Annotated in this window: 22 protein-coding genes and 1 pseudogene; 15 read left to right on the plus strand and 8 right to left on the minus strand. The window is 59.8% G+C overall.

Annotated features, from left to right (window positions below; genetic code table 11):
• The first annotated feature begins 127 nt into the window (after window positions 1–127).
• Complete coding sequence (locus AC0JZ1_RS17180; RefSeq protein WP_471883720.1) at window positions 128–469, plus strand: DDE-type integrase/transposase/recombinase; 342 nt, start codon at window positions 128–130, stop codon at window positions 467–469.
• Window positions 470–744: 275 nt separating this feature from the next.
• Here the strand turns inward: AC0JZ1_RS17180 and AC0JZ1_RS17185 are convergent, their stop codons facing one another.
• From AC0JZ1_RS17185 to AC0JZ1_RS17195, 3 genes are read right to left on the minus strand one after another with little or no spacing between them, the layout of a single operon-like run.
• Complete coding sequence (locus AC0JZ1_RS17185) at window positions 745–3,879, minus strand: multidrug efflux RND transporter permease subunit (protein ID WP_471883667.1); 3,135 nt, start codon at window positions 3,877–3,879, stop codon at window positions 745–747.
• 5 nt (window positions 3,880–3,884) lie between these two features.
• The gene (locus AC0JZ1_RS17190) at window positions 3,885–5,090 is read right to left on the minus strand and encodes an efflux RND transporter periplasmic adaptor subunit (RefSeq protein ID WP_471883668.1); all 1,206 of its coding nucleotides are present in this window, start codon (window positions 5,088–5,090) and stop codon (window positions 3,885–3,887) included.
• A 36-nt stretch (window positions 5,091–5,126) separates the two neighbouring features.
• The gene (locus tag AC0JZ1_RS17195) at window positions 5,127–5,684 is read right to left on the minus strand and encodes a TetR/AcrR family transcriptional regulator (protein ID WP_471883669.1); all 558 of its coding nucleotides are present in this window, start codon (window positions 5,682–5,684) and stop codon (window positions 5,127–5,129) included.
• 91 nt (window positions 5,685–5,775) lie between these two features.
• Between AC0JZ1_RS17195 and AC0JZ1_RS17200 the strand changes: the two genes are divergently transcribed.
• Window positions 5,776–7,251, plus strand: a complete 1,476-nt coding sequence (locus tag AC0JZ1_RS17200; RefSeq protein ID WP_471883670.1) for an MFS transporter — start codon at window positions 5,776–5,778, stop codon at window positions 7,249–7,251.
• Window positions 7,252–7,624: 373 nt separating this feature from the next.
• Here the strand turns inward: AC0JZ1_RS17200 and AC0JZ1_RS17205 are convergent, their stop codons facing one another.
• The 3 genes and pseudogenes from AC0JZ1_RS17205 to AC0JZ1_RS17215 form a co-directional block, all read right to left on the minus strand.
• Window positions 7,625–8,032, minus strand: a complete 408-nt coding sequence (locus AC0JZ1_RS17205; protein WP_471883671.1) for a DUF429 domain-containing protein — start codon at window positions 8,030–8,032, stop codon at window positions 7,625–7,627.
• A gap of 40 nt (window positions 8,033–8,072) precedes the next feature.
• Entirely contained in the window at window positions 8,073–8,513 is a 441-nt protein-coding gene (locus AC0JZ1_RS17210) for a hypothetical protein (RefSeq protein WP_471883722.1), read from the minus strand.
• Window positions 8,453–9,432, minus strand: a pseudogene (locus AC0JZ1_RS17215) (3'-5' exonuclease). Before AC0JZ1_RS17215 ends, AC0JZ1_RS17210 begins: the two are co-directional and overlap by 61 nt.
• Before the next feature lie 332 nt (window positions 9,433–9,764).
• Here AC0JZ1_RS17215 and AC0JZ1_RS17220 point away from each other — a divergent pair.
• From AC0JZ1_RS17220 to AC0JZ1_RS17235, 4 genes are all read left to right on the plus strand, one after another.
• Complete coding sequence (locus AC0JZ1_RS17220; protein ID WP_471883672.1) at window positions 9,765–10,277, plus strand: RrF2 family transcriptional regulator; 513 nt, start codon at window positions 9,765–9,767, stop codon at window positions 10,275–10,277.
• A gap of 12 nt (window positions 10,278–10,289) precedes the next feature.
• Complete coding sequence (locus AC0JZ1_RS17225) at window positions 10,290–11,042, plus strand: SDR family oxidoreductase (RefSeq protein WP_471883673.1); 753 nt, start codon at window positions 10,290–10,292, stop codon at window positions 11,040–11,042.
• Between the two features lie 15 nt (window positions 11,043–11,057).
• Entirely contained in the window at window positions 11,058–11,495 is a 438-nt protein-coding gene (locus AC0JZ1_RS17230) for a cupin domain-containing protein (protein ID WP_471883674.1), read from the plus strand.
• 93 nt (window positions 11,496–11,588) lie between these two features.
• The gene (locus AC0JZ1_RS17235; protein ID WP_471883675.1) at window positions 11,589–12,035 is read left to right on the plus strand and encodes a carboxymuconolactone decarboxylase family protein; all 447 of its coding nucleotides are present in this window, start codon (window positions 11,589–11,591) and stop codon (window positions 12,033–12,035) included.
• A 523-nt stretch (window positions 12,036–12,558) separates the two neighbouring features.
• Here AC0JZ1_RS17235 and AC0JZ1_RS17240 read toward each other — a convergent pair.
• Window positions 12,559–13,425 carry an aldo/keto reductase family oxidoreductase gene (locus tag AC0JZ1_RS17240; RefSeq protein WP_471883676.1) on the minus strand — a complete coding sequence of 289 codons (867 nt, stop codon included), beginning with the start codon at window positions 13,423–13,425 and terminating at the stop codon, window positions 12,559–12,561.
• Between the two features lie 81 nt (window positions 13,426–13,506).
• Between AC0JZ1_RS17240 and AC0JZ1_RS17245 the strand changes: the two genes are divergently transcribed.
• On the plus strand, window positions 13,507–14,460 hold the full coding sequence (locus AC0JZ1_RS17245) for a LysR family transcriptional regulator (protein ID WP_471883677.1): 954 nt from the start codon (window positions 13,507–13,509) through the stop codon (window positions 14,458–14,460).
• A gap of 496 nt (window positions 14,461–14,956) precedes the next feature.
• Here AC0JZ1_RS17245 and AC0JZ1_RS17250 read toward each other — a convergent pair whose 3' ends face one another.
• Complete coding sequence (locus AC0JZ1_RS17250) at window positions 14,957–15,847, minus strand: LysR family transcriptional regulator (protein WP_471883678.1); 891 nt, start codon at window positions 15,845–15,847, stop codon at window positions 14,957–14,959.
• 105 nt (window positions 15,848–15,952) lie between these two features.
• Between AC0JZ1_RS17250 and AC0JZ1_RS17255 the strand changes: the two genes are divergently transcribed.
• The 8 genes from AC0JZ1_RS17255 to AC0JZ1_RS17290 all read left to right on the plus strand — a co-directional run bounded on the left by AC0JZ1_RS17255 (window position 15,953) and on the right by AC0JZ1_RS17290 (window position 24,149).
• On the plus strand, window positions 15,953–16,822 hold the full coding sequence (locus AC0JZ1_RS17255) for an NmrA/HSCARG family protein (protein ID WP_471883679.1): 870 nt from the start codon (window positions 15,953–15,955) through the stop codon (window positions 16,820–16,822).
• Window positions 16,823–16,860: 38 nt separating this feature from the next.
• Window positions 16,861–17,334: an SRPBCC family protein gene (locus AC0JZ1_RS17260; protein ID WP_471883680.1), complete on the plus strand. Its 474-nt coding sequence runs from the start codon at window positions 16,861–16,863 to the stop codon at window positions 17,332–17,334.
• A 401-nt stretch (window positions 17,335–17,735) separates the two neighbouring features.
• Window positions 17,736–18,506 carry a GntR family transcriptional regulator gene (locus AC0JZ1_RS17265; protein WP_192087449.1) on the plus strand — a complete coding sequence of 257 codons (771 nt, stop codon included), beginning with the start codon at window positions 17,736–17,738 and terminating at the stop codon, window positions 18,504–18,506.
• Window positions 18,507–18,701: 195 nt separating this feature from the next.
• Window positions 18,702–20,222, plus strand: a complete 1,521-nt coding sequence (locus tag AC0JZ1_RS17270; RefSeq protein WP_471883681.1) for an ABC transporter substrate-binding protein — start codon at window positions 18,702–18,704, stop codon at window positions 20,220–20,222.
• 96 nt (window positions 20,223–20,318) lie between these two features.
• Window positions 20,319–21,176 carry a BtpA/SgcQ family protein gene (locus AC0JZ1_RS17275; protein ID WP_165130679.1) on the plus strand — a complete coding sequence of 286 codons (858 nt, stop codon included), beginning with the start codon at window positions 20,319–20,321 and terminating at the stop codon, window positions 21,174–21,176.
• Between the two features lie 6 nt (window positions 21,177–21,182).
• Complete coding sequence (locus tag AC0JZ1_RS17280) at window positions 21,183–22,085, plus strand: ribokinase (protein WP_471883682.1); 903 nt, start codon at window positions 21,183–21,185, stop codon at window positions 22,083–22,085.
• 4 nt (window positions 22,086–22,089) lie between these two features.
• A complete protein-coding gene (locus AC0JZ1_RS17285; RefSeq protein ID WP_471883683.1) occupies window positions 22,090–23,082 on the plus strand; it encodes an ABC transporter ATP-binding protein in 993 nt (330 codons plus the stop codon).
• Window positions 23,079–24,149: an ABC transporter ATP-binding protein gene (locus tag AC0JZ1_RS17290; protein WP_471883684.1), complete on the plus strand. Its 1,071-nt coding sequence runs from the start codon at window positions 23,079–23,081 to the stop codon at window positions 24,147–24,149. Before AC0JZ1_RS17285 ends, AC0JZ1_RS17290 begins: the two co-directional genes overlap by 4 nt.
• Window position 24,150: the final 1 nt, after the last annotated feature.

Below are 24,150 nucleotides of genomic sequence, written 5' to 3' on the forward strand. Positions count from 1 at the left end.
CCTGAGAGCGATGCGGCTTTAGGCTCTCGGCGAAAGTCCGCTCTTTGCCGTCATTCTGAAGAGGCTCGGTTGTCACCATTACAAGGATGTGGCCCGCGCATCGCTGAACTTCCTCGTTTTCCTCTTGATGGTGACAGGCTTTGTCTACACGACGTTCTTTTATTATCAGAGCGGCCTAATCGGTTTCGTTGACGCGCTCTATTTTACTGACAAGGCGCCAACCTACAGGATCGCGATCAATCAAAAGCCGAAGGCAAGTGTCCAGACGAGCTTGTGCATCGGTGAGGTCAAATACCTGAATAATGTCGTTGAAGCCGATCACGACGAACTGAAACAGCTCATCAAATCGCTGAGAGGATTCAAATCTTTGAAAAATGCGGATACGACTATCAAGGGATTTGAAGTGATGCGGGCTTTGCGCAAGGGACAGGATGCGATTTTCAACCTGACCGGCAACCTCCGCGTCTAAGCCCGCAGCGTCAAACGAGCCTTCGGTATTCGGCCCAGCGCGCTCACCGAAGTTATGACACTGCTCGAGCTGAATCTCCACGCAAAGGTTGCTTGACCGAGGCGAAGGAGGGCTTCTTCCTCGCAACTCGAAATTTTTGCAACAGAGCCGCCAAGGGTCCTACGTGCAAGAGTCAACTTTGCTAGGTGCATTTTGTCTTGGGAGTAGATCGCTCCTTGTTCGTTCCTACTCATGATATCGTGGTCCGGCGGCTCCGCAGCCGAACCACGATATCGTCAAACTGCGGACTTGAGCGGTTCCGCTTCCTCGTCCTCCACCGGTCGTTTCGTTCGCAGCAGGCCGAGCACGAACACGAAGAATGCGGGGACGAAGAAGACCGCGAGGATTGTGGCCGAGATCATGCCGCCGAGAACACCAGTACCGATTGCGTTCTGGCTTGCAGCACTTGGGCCCGTCGCAATCGCCAGCGGCACGACACCGAGGGTGAAAGCGAGCGAAGTCATGATAATGGGCCTGAACCTCAACCTCGCGGCTTCAATTCCAGCATCAAGTAATGACTTGCCTTCGGCGTAACCGTCCTTGGCAAATTCGATGATAAGGATCGCGTTTTTGGCCGAGAGCCCGATGATCGCGATAAGCCCCACCTTGAAGTAAAGGTCGTTTGCCATACCAGCCATCATCACTGCGCCAACTGATCCGATCACACCAAGCGGGACGACGAGCATGACCGACAGGGGAATCGACCAACTCTCATAGAGGCCCGCAAGCAGCAGGAAGACGAACAGAATGCTCAGTCCGAAGAGGAGAGGCGCGGTGCTACCCGATGCAATCTCCTCAAGAGACTGGCCCGACCACTCGAAACCGAATCCTGTAGGTAATTCGGATACCAGTCGCTCCATCTCTGCGATTGCCGCTCCGGAGGACGCGCCGGGGACAGGCGACCCGGAGATGCGAACCGTGGGGTAGCCGTTATATCCCACGATCTGTGGAGCGCCTTTCTGCCACTGCGCGATTGCGAAGGAAGAGAGGGGCACCATGCCCCCGCTGGCGTTTCGAACGTTGATCTTGAGCACGTCCTCAATCTGCATTCGGGCGCGACCGTCGGCCTGCACGATGACGCGCTGCATGCGGCCCATGTTCGGATAATCGTTGATGTAGGACGAGCCGAGGTTCGCGGTGATGGCATTGTTGATGTCCGAGAAGCTGACACCAAACGTGTTCGCCTTCTCGCGATCGATGACGAACAGGACTTGGGCTGCATCCGGCATGCCCTCGATGCGAACACCTGTCACGATCTGGCTCTGGGACGCCTTGGCCATCAGTTCGGCTGCGGCCTGGCTCAGCGCAGCCTGTCCCTTGCCGCTGCGATCCTGCAGGCGGAAAGAGAAACCGCCCGTGGTACCGAAGCCTTCAATCGGAGGCGGCGAGAGTGCGAAGGTCGTTGCGTCCTTGAGGCCGAAGAGCTGCATGTTGACGCGTTCGGCCAATTCCGGGACCGAGTTGCCTTCGCCGCGTTCCGACCAGTCTTTCAGGGTGACGAAGGCAAGGCCCGCATTTGCCCCGTTACCGGAGAAGCTGAAGCCCTGTAGCGCGACGATGTTGGCGACTGCAGGTTCCGTTCCAAAGATGGCTTCGATCTGCTTGATCGACTCGACGGTACGGTTGGCACTTGCTTCCGGCGGTCCCTGGATATCAACGATCAAGTAACCCTGATCTTCATCGGGAACGAAGGCTGTGGGCAGGTTGATAAACAAGTATCCAAGGCCGACCAGCAGGGCGAGGTAGACGATCATCATACGGCCTGCACGGCGTGCCATCCCCGTGACGGTTCTGGAGTAGCCAGAGGTGAGGCGGTCGAACTTGCGATTGAACCAACCTCCAAGACCCTTCTTCTCGTGATGGCCCTGCTTAATGGGCTTCAGGAAGGTCGCGCAGAGCGCGGGCGTGAGCGATAGCGCAAGGAACGCCGAGAAGAGGATTGAGACAACCATAGTCAAGGAAAACTGACGGTAGATGATGCCCGTCGACCCAGGGAAGAAGGCCATCGGGATAAAGACGCAGGCCAGCACCAGGGTGATGCCGAGGATCGCACCAGTGATCTGTCCCATCGCCTTCTTCGTCGCCGCTTTGGGCGACAGGCCTTCCTCCGCCATGATGCGCTCGACGTTCTCGACGACGACGATTGCATCGTCGACGAGGATGCCGATAGCGAGCACCATCGCAAACATGGTTAGTACGTTGATGGAGAACCCGGTGGCGTACATAACGGCGCAGGTGCCGAGGAGCGCGACCGGGACGACAATGGTCGGAATAAGAGTATAGCGGATGTTCTGGAGGAAGACGAACATCACCACAAAGACGAGAACGACCGCCTCGATCAGCGTGTGGATCACCTTCTCGATTGAGGCGGAGACAAAGGGGCTTGTGTCGTAGGGGACGGAGTATTCGATTCCTTTCGGAAAGAACGAGCTTAGCTGCTCCATCTTGTCCTTGACAGCGGTGGAGACCGCTACGGCGTTACCAGTCGAGGAAAGCTGAACTGCCAGAGCTGCCGATGGCTGGCCGTTCAGTCGGCTTGTGAAGTTATAGGATTCCGCTCCCTGCTCGACGCGCGCGACGTCCTTCAGCCGGACCTTCGAACCGTCAGGATTGGCTCTCAGGATTATATCGCTGAACTGCTCGGGCGTGTTGAGCTGACCTTGGACAATGACTGTGGCGGTCAGGTCCTGGGTTACAGGATTCGGCTGTGCGCCAATCTGCCCGGCCGCGACCTGCGCATTCTGTGCTGTAATTGCCGAGTTGATATCGTCCGCCGTGATGTTCAGGCCGACCATTTTGTCGGGATCGATCCATACTCGCAGCGCACGCTGCGCAGCAAAGAGCTGGACACGGCCGACACCGTCGAGACGCCGTAGCTCGCCGATGATGTTGCGGTTGATATAGTCGCCGAGCGCAACATCATCGCGGCTGCCGTCGCTCGAGGTCAGCGACACGATCATCAGGAAGCCGGAACTTGCTTCCTCGACCGTGACACCTTGAGTTCGCACCGCCGAAGGCAGGCGTGCCTCGACGCGCCGGATGGCGTTCTGCACATCGACAGATGCCTGGTCGATATTGGTGCCCGCCGCAAAGGTCGCGTTGATACTGGCAGCGCCGGAATTGTCAGACGTGGATTCGAAGTACATCAGTCCTTCGACGCCATTTAGCTCCTCCTCGATCTGACGCGTCACTCCCTGGTAAATTTCCTGAGGAGACGCGCCGGGATAGGCCGTCGAGATGGTGAGCTGCGGAGGTGCAACCTTGGGGTACTGCGCAATCGGTAGAAAGGGAATGGCGAGGATGCCGGCAATGGAGATGAAGAGGGCGAACACCCATGCGAGGATGGGCCGGTTGATGAATAGCTTTGCCATCGGTACTACTCCCCGGCCTGCGTCTGCTGGGTCTGATTGCTACCGCCACTTTCGCCAGCGCCAGCCGGCTGCCACGGTTCCGGTGCGACGGCCGCATCAGGCTGGACCTTCTGCGCTCCATCGACGATGACGGTCTCTCCTTGCTTGAGACCATCTTCAACGACCCACTCGGACCCGAGGGACTGTCCGAGCTTCACCTGACGGGCTTCCGCCTTGTTCTCGGCGCCCACGACGTAGACAATCGCGTTGCCGCTCTCGTCCCGGATCACCGCTCGCTGGGGGATAGTGAATGCGTTCTGGCGTAGGGCCTGCTCGATCCGCACCCGCACATACATGCCGGGCAGCAGGTCCCGCTGCGGGTTTGGAAACTCCGCGCGCAATGTCACCTGACCGGTATTGGAATCCACGCTGGCGTTGGCGAACAGGAGCTTCCCAGGCTGTTCATAGGTTGCTCCGTTGTCCAGGATCAGCTTGACGTTAGCCTGACCGGGAGCGGTGCTCGCAAGCCTGCCTTCAGCGACTGCCCTTTTGAGGTCCAGCAGTGCCTGGGCGGATTGCGTGAAGTCGGCGTAGACAGGATCCACCTGCTGAATGAGGGCGAGACTGGACGATCCTTCGGCCGTCACCAGCGCGCCTTCCGTTACGAGCGCTCCACCGATGATACCCGAAATCGGTGCACGCACTTCGGTGTAATCAAGGTTGATCTTGGCTTCTTCAAGTCCGGCTTCGGCTGCTGCGACGTCCGCGTCGGCTTGGGCGAGATTGACCGAGGCCGTATCTAGGTCGATACCTGTGCCAAGGCTTTTCTCCCTAAGCGCGCGTTGTCGCTCTAGTTGCTGGCGGGCGTTCGCCTGAACGGCCTTCGCGCGTTGGAGCGCGGCTTCAGCGCTCGCTACCCTGACCCGGAACAGGCGCGGGTCGATCCTGTACAGCACGTCCCCAGCTTTGACAGCCGCACCCTGCTCGAATACACGCTCCTGAAGGATGCCGGAAACCCGCGCCCTGACTTCCGACACCCGTGTCGCCGCGACACGGCCCGGAAGCTCGTTGACCACGGGTACGTCATGCGCCTTCATCTCCAAAACGCCAACCGCCGGCGGCGGAAGTTCGCCATACCCCTCCTGGGCGAGCGATGTGGTGGAGAGGGCGATGACGATGACGGTGCTCAGGAGACACGTCTTCAGGCGCGGCAATAGGCTGCTGCTTTGCATTCTGGTTGTCCTTGGGAGGGTGTGGACGGCTAGCCGTCAGGAATTGCGATGGAATGAGGTGTAGACGGAGCGGATATCGTCAAGAATTTCCCGACGCTCTGTCTCGGGCCAAGTCCGGAAGCCGAACAACTCCGTCGCGTAGAAGCCCATGAGCGCGAAGTAGGCCATCAGCGCTGCCTCGGGACGGGGTCCTGAAGCCATCGCTTCCAGGTCTTTTTCCGTCCATTCTCGCATAAGGTCCTGAAGGCTCTCCTCGTTCGAGACAGAAGCGCTGATCGCGATGGCAACGGCGCGGTCCGCGTCCTCGATCTGCGCCTCACATGCAGCGATCCGACCGAAGAGTTCGGGATGTGGCTTGTCTTGGCTGGCGGCGATGCAATCGTCGATGTGCTTCATGTCGCTCTTGACCTGGCGGTCGACCAAAGCTTCTAGCAGCGCGCTCTTCGTCTTATGGTCATAAACCACCGTGGATTTGCTGACGCCAGCTTCCTTGGCGACAGCATCAATGGACAGTCCGCTCGCACCTTCCCGCAACACCACGCGCACTGCGGCGTCGAGTATGGCGTCTCTGTCAATCGTTCGATTTCTACCCATGAATCTCTCCGTCACCTGTTGCTATCAATACGACCGTTCGTGTATCAATGCAATACCGAAACGATCGTTCGACAAAGATAATGGTGAGCATGTGAAGACTTCGAACAAGTGGCTGGTCCTGTGCGCGGTCATCGTGGCCTACATCCCGGTCATCCTGGATATGACCATCCTCCATGTGGCAGTGCCATCTCTTACTCTCGCGCTCAGCGCCACATCCAACGAGGTCCTCTGGATTATCGACATCTATCCGCTGGTGATGGCCGGCCTGCTGGTGCCGATGGGCGCGCTCGCCGACCGCGTCGGCTATAGAAGAATGCTGCTTCTCGGCCTCACCGTCTTCGGCGTCGCCTCGACTCTCGCGGCCTATTCCGGGTCAGCATCCATGCTGATCGGAGCCAGAGCTGGACTTGGCGTTGGAGCGTCGATGATCATGCCATGCGTCCTAGCCGTCATCCGTCAGGTGTTCCGGGAAGAAGGTGATCGAGCGAAGGCGCTTGGCGTCTGGAGTGTCGTCGGCGCTGCGGGCGCGGCTGTCGGGCCTCTCGTGGGAGGGTTCCTGCTTGAACGCTTCTGGTGGGGATTAGTCTTCCTTGTCAACGTCCCGGTGATGATGCTGGTCATCCCGATGGTCTGGAGCATGGTTCCTGCTCTTCCCGGGAATGTGGAAGCCAGGTGGAAGATCACGGAGGCGGCAGTTCTCGTCACCGGATTGATCGCATCCGTCTACGGGATAAAGTCCGGGTTCAAGGAAGGCTTCGATGCCGTCAACCTGGCGATCCTGATTGGCGGCTTTGCTATGCTGTCTTGGTTCACCAGGGTTCAGCTTCGTTCGGCTGCCCCCATGCTCGATATGGGCCTGCTCGCGAAGCCCGTTATCGGAGCGGGCCTCATGATGGCTTTCGTCGCAGCAGGTGCGCTTGCGGGGTTCGAACTCGTGCTAGCACAGGAACTGCAGTTCGTCCTTGGCATGAGCCCACTGGAGGCCGGCGTGTTCATGCTCCCGCTCGTTATCGCGGCGGCAGTAGGCGGCCCGTTAGGCGGCTGGCTGGCTCCCCATTTCGGTTTGCGGCGCGTGGCGACGCTGTCCATGGCTGTGTCGGCTCTTGCACTATACGGTATAGGCTATGCCGATTTCGGACAGGATCGGTTCTTGGTCACTTCACTGCTAGTAGCGCTGGGTCTCTCTTTGGGCGTTGGCCTCCTGGCCTCGTCGATCGCGATCATGGGTAGCGCGCCTTCCGAAAAGGCCGGAGCAGCCGGCGCGCTCGAAAGCACCGGATACGAACTCGGAGCCGGCTTAGGAGTCACCTTCTTCGGAGTCTTCATTAATTCGATCTACCGCTCGTCAGTCGGGCATCCAGCGGAGGGCGCGGGCAACTCCATCGGAGAGGCAATAACATTTGCACGGACACTCGGTGGTGAACGTGGAGACGCAATTGAAGCCGCCGCTAAATCCGCCTTCGTAAGCGCGCACGGCACCACCCTCTTTGTCTCGGCGACAATGATTGCGATGCTGACAGTAGCGATTTACTTCGCCTTGCGCCGCGCCCCTGCAGGAACGCACTGAGGTATAGGTAAGCAGATCATGTGGTGGCGCTTCGTCCGTCTGCGGCCCATGACCGCTCTTGGTGCGATGCGACGTGACGACGCCATGATTGATGTCTGCTTTGAGGAGGCGAGAGAGACGGCTCCTTCGGCCGAGATGAAGGCGCTAAGCCGTCGTTGAGCGAGAAGCGTAGAGGGCGTCGAAGCAGATGTTGGAGCAGAATCTTCGCCTTGAAAGGAGGGGAACCAGAGGCACGCCAGCCAAAGAACTCTTCGCCTGAAATAGCTAGTCGTCAGATATATCAACGGCCACATAAAGAGCGGTATGCCACGGGCGGTACCTTTGTCTGCCATTCATGCGCGATGATGTTCGATCTATCGCTGGAACGCTTCGATCATAGCCGGCTTGGCTGCCTTCCCAGGAGGTGCGACTGAGGGATCCAGATCGCCGAGGTCTCGTCTCCGAAGGGCACGGCGGTGCCCTCGAATGCGCATATCCCGACCCAGGCGCAGACTATGGCGTCGAGCATGTCCTCAAACGCCTTCATCTGCCATGTCGCTGCATCGAATGGAGGAAGCTGCAAGACGTCAACGGCGCCCGGCAACCGTCCGTCAAGGCTGGCAACGATTACTTGCCAGGTTTCAAAAAGTCTGATCCGCCGGCCGGCGGCTGTTTCGATCGGCCAGTAATCGCGGATCTTCCCGACCTTGTAGGGCAGTCGTCTTGGAGCGCCCGTCAACTCCACCAGGGCGGGATGGGGATAAACTTCCAGAAGACCCGGCATTGCAAGGTCTTGTGTCAACAATTTGTATCCGCACTGCGCAAACCCGGTCCTCAAATTGTCACTGATCCTGCCGGGCCGGGTCGAACTCGGCGTATGAGTGCTGTAATGGCGCGCCATAGGCCTTCGAAACCAGGTTGTACGAGACCCGTCGTTCTGCAATGGCCTCATGAGACAAGGGCATATCCACGGCGACTAGGTCGATCGGAGCTCCTGCAATCTGCTCCGCGGCCGTAAGGACAGCTGCGGCCTCTGCGACCAAGCCTGATGGCCGGGAGCTGGGGATCCGCCCTACGGCGCTGTCCATCAGGTGGCCATAGGATGATCCCGCGAAGGTCACGCGCCACCTGCCCGCCTCGGAAGTAACAGGCGCGATACCGCTCGGCTGCGTTGCTGTCCAGGCTGCGTCGATCCCAAGAATGGCCGTCATCGCTTCTCTGCTTACGCGCGCCGGAAGCGATCGAATGCCGTCAGATGTCTGACGAGCGGATCGGCATCCCACCGGTAGATCTCCGTCCGGAGGAAATGAAGTTCGTCGTCCAGTCTCTCTTCCGGAAGTTCGATCCACCAGGATTTGGGGAGCGCGTCGGAACCGTCAGACCAGCGATAGCCGCGCGCCTTCAGGTGATCTTTCATCTCAAATGGCGCGTTCTCAGCATGGATGCGGACCCTTAATCGCTGGCTGGCTTCATGGAGCTCTGCAAACGGCGCCACGCTCACACCGGCTCGCGTCTGCCCGAGCACTTCGAGGAGCGCGAAACAATCATCGACCGCTCGATGTCCGTCGTGAAATATCCCGACTGCCCGATCAGGTAACCGAGCTTGCTCCCTTCGAAGCCGCGTGCGGCCCAGTCGATCTCGAAGACCGAGCAGGCCCAAGCCTTGTGGGTAAACATCGGCGAGAAGGCCTCGCAGAAGGGCCGATCGAAACCCGCATTGTGGGCAACCACCAGGTCAGCCGGCTCGATGAGAGAGCGGAGGCAAGTGACATCGATCATCTGCGCCACCACCATCTCGTCAGTAATCCCGGTCAGGCGGGTGATATCGGCCGGGATTGGAATACTCGGCTGTTGAAGTCCGCCGTAGACGCCGGTAACATCGCCTATCTCACCGGCATCGTTGAAGGTAAAGGCGACAGTGCCGATTTCGATGATTTCGTCGCGGCGGTAATCAAGGCCGGTGGTTTCGGTATCGAGGATGACGCCCTTCCGAGAGAACCCAGGCCTCGCACGCTCGACAACCGACCGGCGGGGAAGCCGTCGCAGTATGCGATAGTTGCCGGTCGCCTCGAGATCACGAGCCATCGACTCCTGATCGCAACCGTCCTTGCTCTGTGACCTCTCCGAAACAGCTCGAAGTTTGGTGACCTTGGTGTTCACCGGCAAGCCGTGAGCTGAAAAGAAGTCCAGTTGCGAAGTCATAGTATCCCGGTCTGATCGGTTCACGCACGGCGCACATTACCCATCAGCTTAGTCGCGATCAACGATCGGCGCGTCGGTGTGGATCGTAATTCTGAGATCATCGGCGGGTGTCTCGCCTGTTTCGGCACGGAATGCGCGGCTGAACTGGCACGGCGAGAGTGCCGCAATCATCGCCAGTTTTGCCTGAACTGTCCTATCTCCCTTTTCGAGCCCGCAGAGATCCGATTGCCCGCTCCCGATATTTCAGTTCTGTCAAACGCAGCGTTTACTAATCGAGGATTGACTGGCAATCATATCGCGGATATATTTTATCCACGATTAGGAGATAAAACATGAAACTGAGCGAAGGCGTCGAACAGGCAATTCATTGTGTGGCGTTCCTGGCGGGACTGTCGGAAGACGGCGTGCTTTCGGCGGCAGCCTTGGCGGAACTGCATGGCGTATCCACAAGCTACCTCTTGAAGCACCTGCAAGCGCTTTCCGGCGCCGGGATCGTCGCGACGACGCCCGGCCCGAAGGGTGGCTATCGACTGGCCAAGCCGCCGAAGGACATCAGCCTGCTCGACATCGTCCTCGCAGTCGAAGGGCCGGCGCCCGCGTTCCGGTGCGCCGAAATCCGCCAGCGTGGGCCGAACCCTCTGCCGCAGCGTTACTTTACCAGGCCCTGCCAGATCAACGCCGCGATGCTGAAGGCTGAGAAGGCCTATCGCGCAGAACTCGCCAAGGTGTCCGTTGCGGAGCTTCTGGCGGATCTCGGCGCAGACGACGACGGCGGTATCGCCGCCCGTGGATGCGCCTTCCTGGAACTCCACGAACGCAAGACGGGCAATCGCGCCTCGTCATAGGAGAAAGCACCCATGACCAAGATAAAGAAGGTCGTCGTCATCGGCGGCACGGGCCTGATCGGCTCGAAGGCAGTGAAGCTGCTGCAGGACGCCGGCCATGAAGCGGTCGTTGCAAGCTCACGCAACGGCATCAACGCCTACACGGGAGAAGGACTGGAAGCGGCGCTTACGGGCGCCGACGCCGTCATCGACGTGTCGAACATGATGTCCTTCGACAAGGACGTCATCACCGACTTTTTCGGGACGTCGAGCCGGAACCTGACAAGCGCCGAACAGGCCGCGGGCGTGCGCCATCACGTCGTCCTCTCGATCGTTAATGCCGACCAGCTTGCGGCCAATCCTTACATGGCCGGCAAGCTGGCACAGGAAGAGGCGGTCGCATCCTCCGGTCAGGCCTATACCATCGTCCGGGCAACGCAGTTCCACGAATTCATCGAAACCCTGGCTGGCGCCTATGCAGCCTACGGGGTGGTCAAGGTACCGGATATCGACTTTCAGCCGATCGCGGCCAGTGACGTCGCCGCCGCTCTGGTAGAGGCCGCGCTCGGGCAGCCGAGGAACGGAACGGTCGATCTTGCCGGACCGCATCGGGCACCGTTCGAAACTTTTATTCGGGCGTATCTCGATGCGAAGGGCGACGGCAGTCCGGTGACCGCGGACCCCGCGGTCGATTACTTCGGCGCCCCCGTTGCCAAAGGCTCGCTTGTTCCAGGTAAAGAGTACATCAAGGGCCGCGTCACGGTCGCCGAATGGCTTAAGATATAGAAGGAGCGCACGATCATGAAGACCATTTCATATGCGGCTGCGGCACTCGCGGCCACCCTTGCCACCGCGTCCGCTCACGATGTCGCTAAGCCAGGACTCGCGTACGATACGAAGGATGCCAAGGTGACGCTCGTCTACGAGCATCCCCTGCCCGACCTTCCCGGCAAGAGCGTCAAGGGCGTCCTCGTCGAGTACGGCCCCGGCGGCTACAGCTCCGCCCACACGCATGCGAAGTCTGCGCTGATCTATGCCACGGTCCTAGAGGGCGCGATCCAGAGCGCCGTGAATGGTGGCGAGACGAAGACCTTTACCACCGGTCAGAACTTCACCGAACTGCCCGGAGACTGGCACGACGTCAGCGCCAATGCCAGCAAGACCGAACCGGCGAAGCTGCTCGCCGTCTTCGTCGTCGATACCGACGACACCGTCCTGACGACGCCGCGCAAGCCGTAGCGGGTCCTCCGAAACTAATCGCTAAACCACAGATCACCCGACGACGGCTACTCCGGCGAACGGAAAGCCGTGGCCTCAAGAAAGGAAAGCAACATGTCCCGCCTGAACTGGTCCGAAGTCTCCCCCGAGGGTGCCAAGGCGCTCTTCGGTGTCCACCACTATGTCACGGCCAAGACGAACCTGCCGGCAGAGCTGATCCACCTCGTCTTTCTGCGCGTGTCTCAAATCAACGGCTGCGCCCACTGCATCGACATGCATAGCCGCGATCTGCGCAAGACGATGTCCGTCGACAAGATCACGCTGGTTCCGGTGTGGGACGAGGTGCCCTACCTGTTCAGCGACCAAGAACGCGCCGCTCTCGCCTGGGCAGAGGAAGTGACCAATGTCAGCCAGACCCATGCCTCCGATGAGGCATACGCGGTCGCCGCTGCAGCCTTCGAACCGAAGGACCTCGTCGATCTGACGATCACGATCGCCGCAATGAACGCCTTCAACCGGCTTGGTGCGCCGTTCCGTCTTCCGGTGGCTGCAAAGGCTTGATTGGAGCTGCAACAATCGTGAAGGAGGCAGCCTGCCGAATCGCGCGAAAGGTCCGGCAGGCTGCGCCAACTACAGCGGCGATGAGACCATCCGCGTCGCCATCTCCCAGAGACGGAAAGCGTTCTCCGGATCGACCGCGTATCTTGCCACTCCCTTGAACGGCTCGGCTCCGCGCTCGTCGACCACAGGGGCTTCCTGGCAGTCGTCGAAATATCTGCCGGAAATTCCTTCTAAGTAGAAGAGATAGGTGGTGAACGTTACAGCGATACGGGAGGAGAAATCACTTTTGGAGTCTTGGACCTTATTTGGACGCGGCAGGTATCGAGTATATAAGCGACTGCATTCAAAATTTAGACCCTGAAAATGAACCGCTATGGCGGGTCGCTTAATAGAGACGGGAAATCGAGGGCTCTGCTGCAGCCATTCACAGCGATCGGTCGGAGCGCCCACTGTCGAGCTTGCAGGGCTATTGGCGCTCCGCCGCAATTGCTGCGCCGCCGCGCTGCGTAAGACTTAAGCCGCATTAGGCCGCAACCTTTTCCAGCTCCGACAGGACTTCCGTCGGGAGATCGATCGTAGCCGCTGCCAGGTTCTCCCTGAGATGGGCCCGGGACGAGGTGCCGGGGATCAGGAGAATGTTCGGCGAACGCTTAAGAAGCCAGGCGAGCGCCACCTGCATTGGCGTGGCCTCAAGCCGGGCAGCCACGTTCGACAGGGTAGAGGATTGCAGCGGTGAAAAGCCGCCCATAGGAAAGAACGGCACATAGGCGATGCCTTTGGACGATAGCCTATCGATCAATGTATCGTCTTGGCGATGAACGAGATTGTACTGGTTCTGCACGCAGGCGATTTCGGTAATCTTTCCAGCGTCTTCGATCTGCTTTTCTGTGACATTGGAGAGCCCGATGTGCCGAATCAGGCCCTTGTCTCTCAAGTCTGCCAAAACCTGAAGCGCCTCGTCCAGCGAACCTTCTGCAGGACCGTGGACATCGAACATGGCGCGAAGATTCACCAGCTCGAGTACATCGAGGCCTAGATGACGCAGGTTGTCATGGACGGCTTGTATCAGTTGGTCGCGCGAAAATGCAGGGTTCCATGAGGCGTCTGGCCCCCTGACCGCGCCAACTTTGGTGACGACCACAAGGTCGTCGCTGTAGGGGTGCAACGCCTCTCTTATGATTTCGTTCGTTATATGCGGTCCGTAGAAGTCGCTGGTGTCTATGTGATTGACGCCGCTTTCCACGGCCTCCCGCAGAACCGCAATGGCCTCCGGACGATCGCGAGGAGGTCCGAACACGCCCTTGCCTGCAAGCTGCATGGCACCATATCCCAACCGGCGCACCATACGATCACCAAGCTTGAACGTTCCTGAATTTTCTACAGAGTTCATGGTTCATCTCCTTGTATTCCGCAGAAATAGATGCGTAGGATATGCAGCACAAGCTGCTGTAATCAGGACAGGCTGTCCGGTATGCTGGACAATAGGCTTCAAGGTCTGGGGAATCTGGTGTCGGATATAAACGATGTTAATGCGTTTCTGTTGGTGGCTCGATCTCGCGGTTTCCGACAGGCCGCGCGCGAAAGCGGCATCAGTTCGTCCGCATTGAGCGATGCCGTGAAACGACTGGAAGACGATCTGGGTGTAAGATTGCTTAATCGCACGACCCGGAGCGTTCTCCCGACTGACGCCGGACGCCTCTTGCTGGAGCGCCTCGCACCCGCATTTACAGAGGTGGCATCTGCTCTCGACGAGGTAAAGAGCAGCCGCGGTCGGACAGCTGGCGTGCTCAGGCTAAACGTTCCGATGAGCGCGGCGCGGCTGGTTCTGCCTGCGATCGTGCCGCCGTTTTTGAAGACCTATCCGGATATACGGCTCGAAATCGTGACCGACGAGAATTTTGTCGACATTATCGAAAGCGGCTGCGATGCGGGCATCCGTTATGACGAGCGCCTCGAGCAAGACATGGTGGCATTGCCGATCGGCCCACGCCAGCAGCGCTATGCCCTGGCCGCCTCGCCACATTACCTGGGGACAAGGGGAACGCCCCAACATGCACGAGATCTGCTTTCGCATGATTGTATTCTAGGGCGGTTTTCAGGGCGCGCCCTCCCCTCCTGGGAATTCGAACGCAAAGGGGAGGAAGTCATCATAAATCCGAAAGGCAACCTCGTCGTGCAATTTGGTGGAGGCACCGATCTCGGCATTGAAGCAGCCATTGCTGGCTCTGGCATGCTCTACATTTTCGAGGACTGGCTGAGGCCACACTTCGACAAAGGAGTCTTGGTGCCGGTGATGGAAGAATGGTGGCTGCGGTTTTCGGGCCCGTTTCTTTATTATCCCGGGCGGCGCCTCGTGCCTGCGCCTTTGCGCGCATTCATCGATTTCGTGAGGCAATCGCACAAGATATGGATCAGGGCAGAATAAGCGAACGCTTCTGTCATGTTCAAAATCGGTCCCCACCTTGATGAGATGGGAACCTTCGACCCTCGGTACCACTGTCATCGGCCCTGTTCCCACTCTTGAACGGCTCTGCAGCTTATAGAGGAGGCAGGGAAGATCGATGCCTGTTGGACATCAGTCTTGGCGGTGACATATTATTTCTGCAACCGACGTTCTCACGGACCGGAGCGGGCCGTTTCTATTCACCACCGACCATGACAGGTCAGCCACGCGCGCGTTGCCAAGGCTGCGTGATGCGATCTGAATACTCATCCCAGCGGCTAGTCAGAAGTGCTGTCTGTCGGAACCACGCCATGCCGGTCATTCCCCTTTATGGGTTCACGACCACGTTCACCACCAACCTAGAGACTGGGAAGCGCGGCAAGCAACTACGCCATCGTGTTGAATATTCATGCCGAGACACATGCCGCCTGGGCCGTATTCGCGGGCAGTTGCTGCTGCGGCTTAGCGCGTCCGGTCATTACTCGCCGATATAGGCGGCCAGCTCTTCAGGAGTTCCCTTGGGAAAAGCCTGCTTCAGGAAATCCAGGAAGGCGGAGACCCGAGCACTCAAGAGACGCCGGGACGGGTAAAGCGCCCAAAGCGCGATTTCGGAATTCTCGACGTCTCCCCAGTGCATCAAGGAGCCGGCGGCTAGATCGTGGCTGACCAGCGAGATCGGAAGGCGCGCAGCCCCGACGCCTGCCCTCACCGCGTCGCGAACCATAATGAGGGACGACAGAACGAGGACGGGATCGATCCTGATCTTCGTGGGCCCATTGGTGGTTATGACGTTCCAGGTCTCAGGACCTGCCTCTCCCCGAACTACGCCCGGAACCGGTTGATCGCCAGCGGGTCGCGCAAGATCGGGACGTGCCACGACAACCAAACGATCATGCAGAAAAGCTCGACCGACGAGACTTTCATCCGGAGCTGGGTTGACGCGGATGACAAGGTCATAGCCCTCCTCAATCATATCGACGGCGCGATCTTCCGTGGTGATCTCAAGTCTGACATCCGGGTATTTTAGCGCAAAACCAGCGGAGATCTTGCCCATGGCTGTCTGGGACAACAGAAGCGGCGTACTGATGCGCAATCGACCGCGAGGCTTTTTCGCACCGGACGCGATTGCCGCCGTAGTCTCGTCCAGTTCTGTCAGCAGCACGGCTGTTCGCTCGTAGAGCGCCCGCCCTTCCTCCGTCAGCTTGAGGGCGCGCGCGCCGCGCTCGAATAGTCGAAGCTGAAGTACCGCCTCAAGTTCCGTAACACGCCGCGACAGCGTTGCCTTTGGTCGACCGGTCGCGCGGGCGGCTTTGCCAAAGCCACCATGGCGAGCAACGAGGTTAAAATCGGCAAGTGCAAGCAGGTCCATGGATGTTCCACCTGTGAGACGCAACGTCTAGATTAGCGGTCTATCGGGTCATCAGTGAACCATCCATATTTGGGGTGTCAAGCAAACAAACCCGGAGACATTCCCATGACCATCCTCGTTACCGGCGCCACCGGCAATATTGGCGCGCTAGTCGTTCAGCACCTCGTCAACCGCGGCGCCGATGTGCGTGCCCTGGTCCGCGATCCCTCCAAGGCAGACTTTCCGGCCGGCGTTGTAGTTGTGAAAGGCGACCTCCTTGACGTGGACTCGCTACGCAGCGCCTTCGACGGCGTCTCTACGCTCTTCCTTCTCAACGCCGTCGTACCTGACGAATTTACCCAGGCACTGATCGCTCTCAACCTGGCGCGTTCGGCGGGCATTGAGCGGATCGTTTACCTGTCGGTGATCCACGCCGACGTCTACGTCAACGTCCCGCACTTTGCGGGCAAGTTTGCCGTAGAGCGAATGATTGAACAGATGGGTATGGCCGCCACGATCCTACGTCCGGCCTACTTCATGCAGAACGATCAGACGATCAAGGAGGTCGTCACTGGCTATGGCGTCTACCCGATGCCGGTCGGCGATAAGGGCCTCGCGATGATCGACGTGCGCGACATAGCGGAGATTGCTGCCCATGAACTGCTGCGGCGAGAACAAGCGGTAGCCCCCCTTCCGCTGGAACGCATCAACCTCGTCGGACCCCAGACGCTGACCGGAGCTGACATTGCAGCTATCTGGTCGGACGTCCTGGGACGCCCCATCAACTATGGCGGTGGCGATACAGCCGCCTTCGAGCATAACCTCAAGCAGTTCATGCCGCCATGGATGGCCTACGACATGCGCATGATGGGTGAGCGGTTCCTGACCGACGGCATGCTGCCTCACGAGGGCGATGTCGAGCGCCTGACGACGCTGCTTGGCCGCCCGCTTCGCTCCTATCGCGACTTCGCCTTGGAAACCGTGGCCTCCGCCTGAGGCAGGCCGCCCCACATCTCACAACAAGGACCATCGTCATGATCTATTCGACCGCAACCGTTCCCGTAAATCCTGAAGGCGAAACCACGCTCACCCGAGAGCAGGTCTGGAAAGGCCTTGTACTGAAAGCGCGCGACGCGCGCCTGTTTTTGCCGCCAGGCCTCTGCACCCGCTGCGACGTCGTCGAGGACAGTGCAACCCATTTCGTTCGTGAAGCGACGATTGCGGGCTCTGACATCAAGGAGATCATCACCCTGGAGCCGCAGAGCAAGGTCACGTTCTTCCAGGCCACCGGTCCACGCGAGGGCGCCATCATCAATGAACTGTTCGAGGATGAAGCCGGCACGCTGCAGCTGAAATTCTACTGCTACCTTGGAATGCGCGGCAAGCAACCTGGCGGCCTAGAAGAGCAGGCTGAACAGGCGCAGTTCGACAGCGACAGGGGATACAGATCGGCCCTGCTGTCGACGCTGAAGCGGACCCGCGAACTCGTTGCAGAGGGCAAGCTCTGATTTCCGCCATCACCAAACCAGTCGGGAGGCCTCGCGAAAGGCGTCTAGCCTTTTACAGGGCCAGTCCTATCCTCATCTCAGGTGTGAGTCCCGCTCGCCTTGAACCAATTCGAACCACCGACACCGTCACTGGTAAATCCAACACGGGTCTATCTGGCATTAGTTCCGGACGTGCCCTCGAGCGCGCGCTTCAAATGGCCGCCGAGAACAAATTCCTACTTTTCGCTTGGCAGGTACTGCGCTTGGACGGTCACCTCCTCACCACCCGCCATCGGCGCGGCAGTAGTCTTTTTTGTTCCGCGACGGTTCGAGCCGCACAAGACGAGATTGGCTGGGTACAAACTTATGCCCAAAAGCTAAGCGCAAAGCGAAATGCTCAAAAATAGCCTTGACGAAATGTCATGACGTTATACTCTATCGCCATGAGCTGGAATGATACCGATCTTGAAGAAAGTCCGATACCACGCTGGTCGCAGATTGCGGACCGGTTGCGGACGGACATCGAGAGCGGCAGTTTCAAGCCCGGCGATGTTCTGCCGGGGGAAGCGGAGATCAACAAGCGCTTCGGTGTCAGCCGGAGTACCTCGCGGGCAGCTCTGGACTATTTGGAAACCGAAGGTCTCATCAAGCGACGCTCCGGCGTCGGGTCGATCGTCATCGAACCGCGTGTCGAGCGTCCGTTGAACCAGATCTCCTCGTTTTCGGAAGACATGCGTCGGCGCGGTCTGACCCCTGGCTATCGAACACGATCCGTCAAGGTCGTGTCCGCCAGTGCGGCAATCGCTTTGGAGCTACAACTCCAGCCCGGCGACGACGTGGTGGAGATCGACAGGACAATGCTGGCGGACGGCATGCCGCTTGCAACCTCGATCACATATCTGCGCCCGCAACTGTTCAAGAAGTCGGGTATTCCGACGATCGAGGAACTGGATAGCGGCTCGCTTTACGAAAGACTGCGGCGCGACGACATCGTTTTCGCCGGTGGCGACGAACGCATCGAAGCCGCAATGGCCGACACCATGACGGCCCGCATCCTCAACGTCCGGCAGCCGGCGGTCGTGCTGATCTGCCACCGAACCTCCTGGATGCCCGACAGGCAGCCAGTGGAATACGTCGTTCTGCACTATCTCGCAGAACGCTACAGCTTCCACGTGAAGCTCATCAAAGCCTGACAGCTCGAAAGGCTGATCGCAACACAGGAGCCCGCGGCTTGGTCGGGGGCTCTGCCGGCTATCCGTGCCGTTTCGGAGCCGTCGATACTCACAACATTCGTATCCATCTGTCCCGACGGGCTTCCCGGCGCAGGGCAGGTGCGTCCCGAAGAATACTGAACACAGAACAACAATAATAATCGCCAGAGAAGGAACATGACGTTGACGACTATACGCAGCTCGTTTCTGGCCCTAGCAGCCCTCTCCCTATCTCTTTTGCCCGTCGCAGCTTCCGCTCAGACGCCCGAAAAAGGCGGCACGCTGAACATCGGCGTCGTCTCGGATCCCGTGACGCTGGATCCCGCCTTCTTCGCCTCCTATTTCGAGCTCTACGAGCAATACCTGATTTACGAACCCCTGCTCACCATGACGCCGGATCTCAAGGTCGTCCCGGGCATCGCCAGTTACAAACAGGTCGATGACCTCACCTACACGTTCGAGATCAAGCCGGGCGTGACGTTTCAGGACGGAACCGCTTACGACGCCGCGGCCGCGAAGTTCAATCTCGACCGCATGCTTGACCAAAAGACCGGTTCGCCGCGTCGCTCGGACCTCGGCCCGATCGCATCGGTTGAGGTTACGGGGCCGCTTGCTTTCACCGTCAAGTTCTCTCAGCCCTACGCGCAGTTTCCCTTGGTGATGACGAACCGTGCGGGCCTTTTCGTCTCGCCGACCGCGCTGCAGAAACTCGGTCCTGATTTCGCAACCAAGGGGGTTGGTGCCGGACCTTTCAAGCTCGATAGCTGGACCAAAAACGGCCAGATGGTGCTCTCTGCCTTCGACGGCTATCACAAGGGACGTGCCCCCCTCGACAAGGTCATCATTCGACCAATCCCTGACGAAACGCTGCGCACGGCCGGCCTGAAAAGTGGCGATCTCCAACTGGTCGACATCGTCCCGCCGCAGAGCCTGGCGCAGATCAAGACCGATCCATCTGTCAATGTGGCCGACATTCCGGGCCTCGGCTTCAATGCCTTCTCGATCAACAATACCAAGCCCCCCTTTAACGATATGAAGGTCCGTCAGGCGCTGCTGTATTCCGTCGACAAGGACGTCGTGAACAAGGTGGCCTACTTCAATACTGGTTCGCCTGCCTTTGGCCCCGTTCCACCACCGATCACCTGGGCGTTCGATCCGAACTTCAAGCCCTACAAGCGTGACGTTGCAAAGGCCAGACAACTGCTAGCCGAGGCAGGCCATCCGGACGGTGTGCCGTTCGCGATCACCGTCGTCGCCTCGCCCCTGCAGCTTCGCGTCGCACAGATCATCCAGGCGCAGGCGCAGGAAGCCGGCTTCAAGGTCTCGGTTCGTCAGGTTGATGCGACAAGCCTGATCTCGGTCCTTCAGAAGAAGGACTTCGATATCTCCTGGTCGCCCTGGACCGGTCGTCCGGACCCGGATGGCAACATGTACAACTGGTTCACCAAAGGGGGTCCGAACAACTTCTCGGGCTACAGCAATGATGACGTCGACAGCCTTATGAAAAAGGCACGTGTCAGCGCTGACCAGACCGAACGCGCTGCGATGTACAGGCAGGCACAGCAGATCATTTCCGACGATGCCGGAATGCTGTTCCTCCATTTTGACTCAACGCTGCAAGGCTCGACCAAGAAGCTTCACTGGACGCCCTACCCAGACACCGCCTTCCGCCTCGGCGACGCGTGGCTCCAGAAGTGATCCCTTCCGCTCTCCGTTAACTTCACGACACACCGTCGCGCGCCCTGATGCTTCGCGACGGTGCCAAAAAGACTGCAAAATCAAAAAGGCAACCAGATGAGTGAAACACCAAAGGCTAAACCGGTCTTCCGCGTGAAGCCCAATGCCATCGAACAGATTTTCGGCCGCCGCAAGGCCGTCATCGGAGTGATCCATTCCCTCGCTCTTCCCGGCTCACCGGATTATGACGGTCAGCCGATGTCCGAGATTGTTGATTTTGCCGTTGCCGAGGCAGAGCGTTACAAGGCCGGCGGTGTCGATGGCCTGATCGTCGAGAACCACGGCGATATCCCGTTCGCCAAGCCGAACAATCTCGGCCCGGAAACCGCCGCTTCGATGGCTGTCATGACTGATGCGGTGCGTCGTGCAACCGGCATTCCGGTCGGCGTTAATGTTCTGGCCAACGGGGCAATCCAGGCGATTGCCGTCGCCAAGGCCGCTGGCGCCGCCTTCGTGCGCGTCAACCAGTGGTCCAATGCCTATGTCGCAAACGAAGGCCTGATGGACGGACCTGCCGGCGAAGCTGCGCGCTACCGTGCGTACCTCCGCGCCCGCGACATCAAGATCTTTGCCGACGTGCACGTCAAGCACGGCGCCCATGCGATCACCGGCGACCGCACCATCCAGGAACTTGCCCGCGACAACGAATTCTTCGACGCCGACGTAGCGATCGCCACAGGCCAGCGCACCGGCGATTCCGCCACCATGGAAGAGCTCCAGACCATCGATAGCGGCACGTCGCTTCCCGTCGCCGTCGGCTCCGGCGTCACGCCAGACAATGTCGGCGATATATTCTCGGTCGCAGACGCCGTCATCGTCGCAAGCTACCTGAAACGCGATGGCGTCTGGTGGAACCCGGTCGATCCCGAGCGCCTGAACGTCTTTATGCAGGCCGTCAAGAAGGCAAGGAGCTGATCGCACGTGGCTAAGGTCCTTGTACTCGGCAATGCCGGGCTCGATATCAGCCTGCAAATGCCACGCCTGCCCGAGCGGGGCGAAACTCTGCTCGGCGACGGTGCCATGCGTGCGCCTGGCGGCAAGGGCCTTAATCAGGCGGTCGTTGCCGCCCGCGCCGGGGCCGATACGCGCTTTGCCGGCCCGATCGGCAATGACGGCATGGGCGAGGAGATCATCCGAATCCTCGGTGCCGAACAAAACCTGGTCTTCGAACCGCAGCGGTCGGAAGGCTCAAGCGATTTTTCGCTCCTGATGGTCTTGCCCGATGGCGAAAACAGCATCGTCACGGCCGGCGCCTGTGCCGCCGCCTTCTCTCAAGAAGCAGCGTCCCGCTTCGCCGCCAACACTGAGGCAGGCGATCTCTTCCTTGCCCAGGGAAATCTGACGCAGGAGACGACACTTGCAGGGTTCAAGGCCGCACGCGACCGTGGCGCCTATACGGTCTTCAACCCGGCCCCGATCTGGTGGGATGCCACGCCGCTGCTTGCCCACTGCGATATTCTTGTCGTCAATCGCGGTGAGGCCGAAGCCATCAGTGGTCTGGATGATCCCCGTGCTGCGGCTGCAAGGCTTCACGAACGAGGCGCAAAAACCACCATCATCACGCTCGGTGGCGACGGCTGTCTGGTGCACTCGAGCCGCACCACTCGGCACCACGAAGCGATTGCCGTCAAGGTCAGGGACACGACCGGCTGCGGCGACACGTTTTGCGGCGCGCTGTGCGCGACCCTCTCGTTCGGCCATTCGTTGGAGAAAGCGATCGCCTATGCCCAATCTGCTGCATCCATCACGGCCACGCGTCCCGGCGCCTTCCGCGCACTGCCCAGCCCTGCCGAACTCTCCGCCCTTTGCAAAACGGAGGCCTGACGTGATGGCGCAAACAGAACAGAACCTTCTTCTGGACATCGATCGCATGTCTGTGGCCCTCGGTCCGCCGGGCAAGCGAGTTCGGATCGTGAGGGATGTTTCGCTGGAAATTGCCCCTGGCCGCATCACTTGCGTTGTCGGAGAGTCAGGATCCGGCAAGAGCGTTTTCGCCATGTCGCTGATGCGGTTAATGTCGGACGATATTTCGGAAATGACGGCAGAGAAGGCGCTGTTCGAAGGCCAGGATCTCAAGACTCTGACCGAACGCGACATGCTCAAGCTGCGCGGCAGCCGCATCGCGATGATCTTTCAAGAGCCGATGACCAGTCTTAATCCGGTCTTTACAATCGGGGACCAGATTGCCGAGGCAGTCCAGCTTCATCAGAAGGTGTCCGCGGCCGAAGCTCGGCAAAAAGCGCTCGCGGCTTTGCAGAGCGTTCATATTCCTGCCGCCGAGCGCCGGCTCGATGCCTATCCACACGAGCTGTCAGGCGGCATGCGCCAGCGCGTGATGATCGCCATGGCGCTGGCCTGCGAACCGTCGCTGCTGATCGCCGACGAGCCGACGACGGCGCTCGACGTGACCATTCAGGCACAGATCCTCGCCTTGCTGATGGAGCTTCGTGAGCGCTCCGGTATGGGCATCCTGTTCATCACCCACAATCTTGGCGTGGTCTCGGAAATCGCCGACGACGTGGCGGTCATGTATGCCGGTCGCATCGTCGAAAGGGCGCCGGCCGCCTCTCTGTTTACCGATGCCCAGCACCCTTATACGCTCGCCCTCCTGGCAGCGATGCCGCATCTGGGCGCGACGGTGGAACGCCTCGAGCCTATCCTCGGCCGCATGCCGCCGCCCTGGGAGGAGGAACTCGGCTGCCGTTTCGCGCCGCGCTGTCCGTTTGCGGCACCCAAATGCGCCAAGCTTCCGCCACTGCGCGAGATTGGCGTCGACCACCATGTCGCCTGCTGGCGCGCGCCCGTGGAGGACCTGGCATGACGCCCTTGCTCGCCGCCGAAAATTTGGTGAAATCGTTTTCCGTCTCCACCGGCTGGGGAAAGCCGAAGCGCTTTTATGCGGTCGACACTGTCAGCATTTCAGTCGAGCGTGGCCGCACGCTTGCGGTCGTCGGTGAATCCGGCTGCGGCAAGAGCACGGTCGGCTCCCTGCTGCTGCGCCTTCAGGATCCCGACAGCGGCAGCATCCGTCTCGACGGCGAGGATGCCATGGCTCTCGACAGCAATGGCCTTCGCCGCTTTCGTCGGCGGGTTCAGGTCGTCTTTCAGGATCCCTTTGCATCGCTCGATCCTCGCGAACGCATTCGCGAGGTCCTGGTCCGCCCCATGCTGCTGCATCGGCTTTGCGACAGGCCGGAAGCATCGAAGCGCGCCGCCGCCTTGATGGAAGCGGTCGGTCTGTCCGCCGAACAACTGGACCGCTTCCCTCACCAGTTTTCCGGCGGCCAGAGGCAGCGCGTCGCGATCGCCCGGGCGCTGTCGGTGCAGCCGGATCTGATTATCTGCGATGAGCCGGTGTCAGCGCTTGATGTTTCCGTGCAGGCGCAGGTCGTCAACCTTCTGCAGGACCTGCAGCGCGATACCGGCGTCGCCTTCATCTTCATCTCGCACGATCTCGCCGTCGTTCGCCATCTGGCCCACGATGTCGCGGTCATGTATTCGGGCCGGATCGTCGAGCAGGCGCCGACCCGCGAACTCTTCGACAATCCCAGGCATCCCTATACCCGGGCGCTTCTGGCCGCCGCACCCCGCGTCGAGATCCAGAGAAAATCGCATGTGCTTCTGACCGGCGAGCCACCTGATCCGACCAACCGCATCGCCGGTTGCCGGTTCGCCGCGCGCTGTCCCTATGTGCAGGACCGATGCACGCAGGAGGAGCCGCCACTCATGCCCGTGAATGCGGCCCACCTGTCGGCCTGTTTCTTCGCCACGACGCTTCCGCAGGTCGAAACGCTCCCAGACACCCTGCCGGGCACGTCCGCCTCTGCCCGCATAGCCGCCTATCGCCGCGCTCGTGACCGCCAAACGCAACAGGCTGAGGACATCTGAC

Source organism: Affinirhizobium capsici (assembly GCF_977018625.1).

What these genes read in the sequence shown, in the direction of transcription:
- AC0JZ1_RS17180 (WP_471883720.1), top strand. Translation starts at nt 128, where the DNA reads ATGGTGACAGGCTTTGTCTACACGACGTTCTTTTATTATCAGAGCGGC.
- AC0JZ1_RS17185 (WP_471883667.1), bottom strand. Translation starts at nt 3,879, where the DNA reads ATGGCAAAGCTATTCATCAACCGGCCCATCCTCGCATGGGTGTTCGCC.
- AC0JZ1_RS17190 (WP_471883668.1), bottom strand. Translation starts at nt 5,090, where the DNA reads ATGCAAAGCAGCAGCCTATTGCCGCGCCTGAAGACGTGTCTCCTGAGC.
- AC0JZ1_RS17195 (WP_471883669.1), bottom strand. Translation starts at nt 5,684, where the DNA reads ATGGGTAGAAATCGAACGATTGACAGAGACGCCATACTCGACGCCGCA.
- AC0JZ1_RS17220 (WP_471883672.1), top strand. Translation starts at nt 9,765, where the DNA reads ATGAAACTGAGCGAAGGCGTCGAACAGGCAATTCATTGTGTGGCGTTC.
- AC0JZ1_RS17225 (WP_471883673.1), top strand. Translation starts at nt 10,290, where the DNA reads ATGACCAAGATAAAGAAGGTCGTCGTCATCGGCGGCACGGGCCTGATC.
- AC0JZ1_RS17230 (WP_471883674.1), top strand. Translation starts at nt 11,058, where the DNA reads ATGAAGACCATTTCATATGCGGCTGCGGCACTCGCGGCCACCCTTGCC.
- AC0JZ1_RS17235 (WP_471883675.1), top strand. Translation starts at nt 11,589, where the DNA reads ATGTCCCGCCTGAACTGGTCCGAAGTCTCCCCCGAGGGTGCCAAGGCG.
- AC0JZ1_RS17240 (WP_471883676.1), bottom strand. Translation starts at nt 13,425, where the DNA reads ATGAACTCTGTAGAAAATTCAGGAACGTTCAAGCTTGGTGATCGTATG.
- AC0JZ1_RS17245 (WP_471883677.1), top strand. Translation starts at nt 13,507, where the DNA reads ATGCTGGACAATAGGCTTCAAGGTCTGGGGAATCTGGTGTCGGATATA.
- AC0JZ1_RS17250 (WP_471883678.1), bottom strand. Translation starts at nt 15,847, where the DNA reads ATGGACCTGCTTGCACTTGCCGATTTTAACCTCGTTGCTCGCCATGGT.
- AC0JZ1_RS17255 (WP_471883679.1), top strand. Translation starts at nt 15,953, where the DNA reads ATGACCATCCTCGTTACCGGCGCCACCGGCAATATTGGCGCGCTAGTC.
- AC0JZ1_RS17260 (WP_471883680.1), top strand. Translation starts at nt 16,861, where the DNA reads ATGATCTATTCGACCGCAACCGTTCCCGTAAATCCTGAAGGCGAAACC.
- AC0JZ1_RS17265 (WP_192087449.1), top strand. Translation starts at nt 17,736, where the DNA reads ATGACGTTATACTCTATCGCCATGAGCTGGAATGATACCGATCTTGAA.
- AC0JZ1_RS17270 (WP_471883681.1), top strand. Translation starts at nt 18,702, where the DNA reads ATGACGTTGACGACTATACGCAGCTCGTTTCTGGCCCTAGCAGCCCTC.
- AC0JZ1_RS17275 (WP_165130679.1), top strand. Translation starts at nt 20,319, where the DNA reads ATGAGTGAAACACCAAAGGCTAAACCGGTCTTCCGCGTGAAGCCCAAT.
- AC0JZ1_RS17285 (WP_471883683.1), top strand. Translation starts at nt 22,090, where the DNA reads ATGGCGCAAACAGAACAGAACCTTCTTCTGGACATCGATCGCATGTCT.
- AC0JZ1_RS17290 (WP_471883684.1), top strand. Translation starts at nt 23,079, where the DNA reads ATGACGCCCTTGCTCGCCGCCGAAAATTTGGTGAAATCGTTTTCCGTC.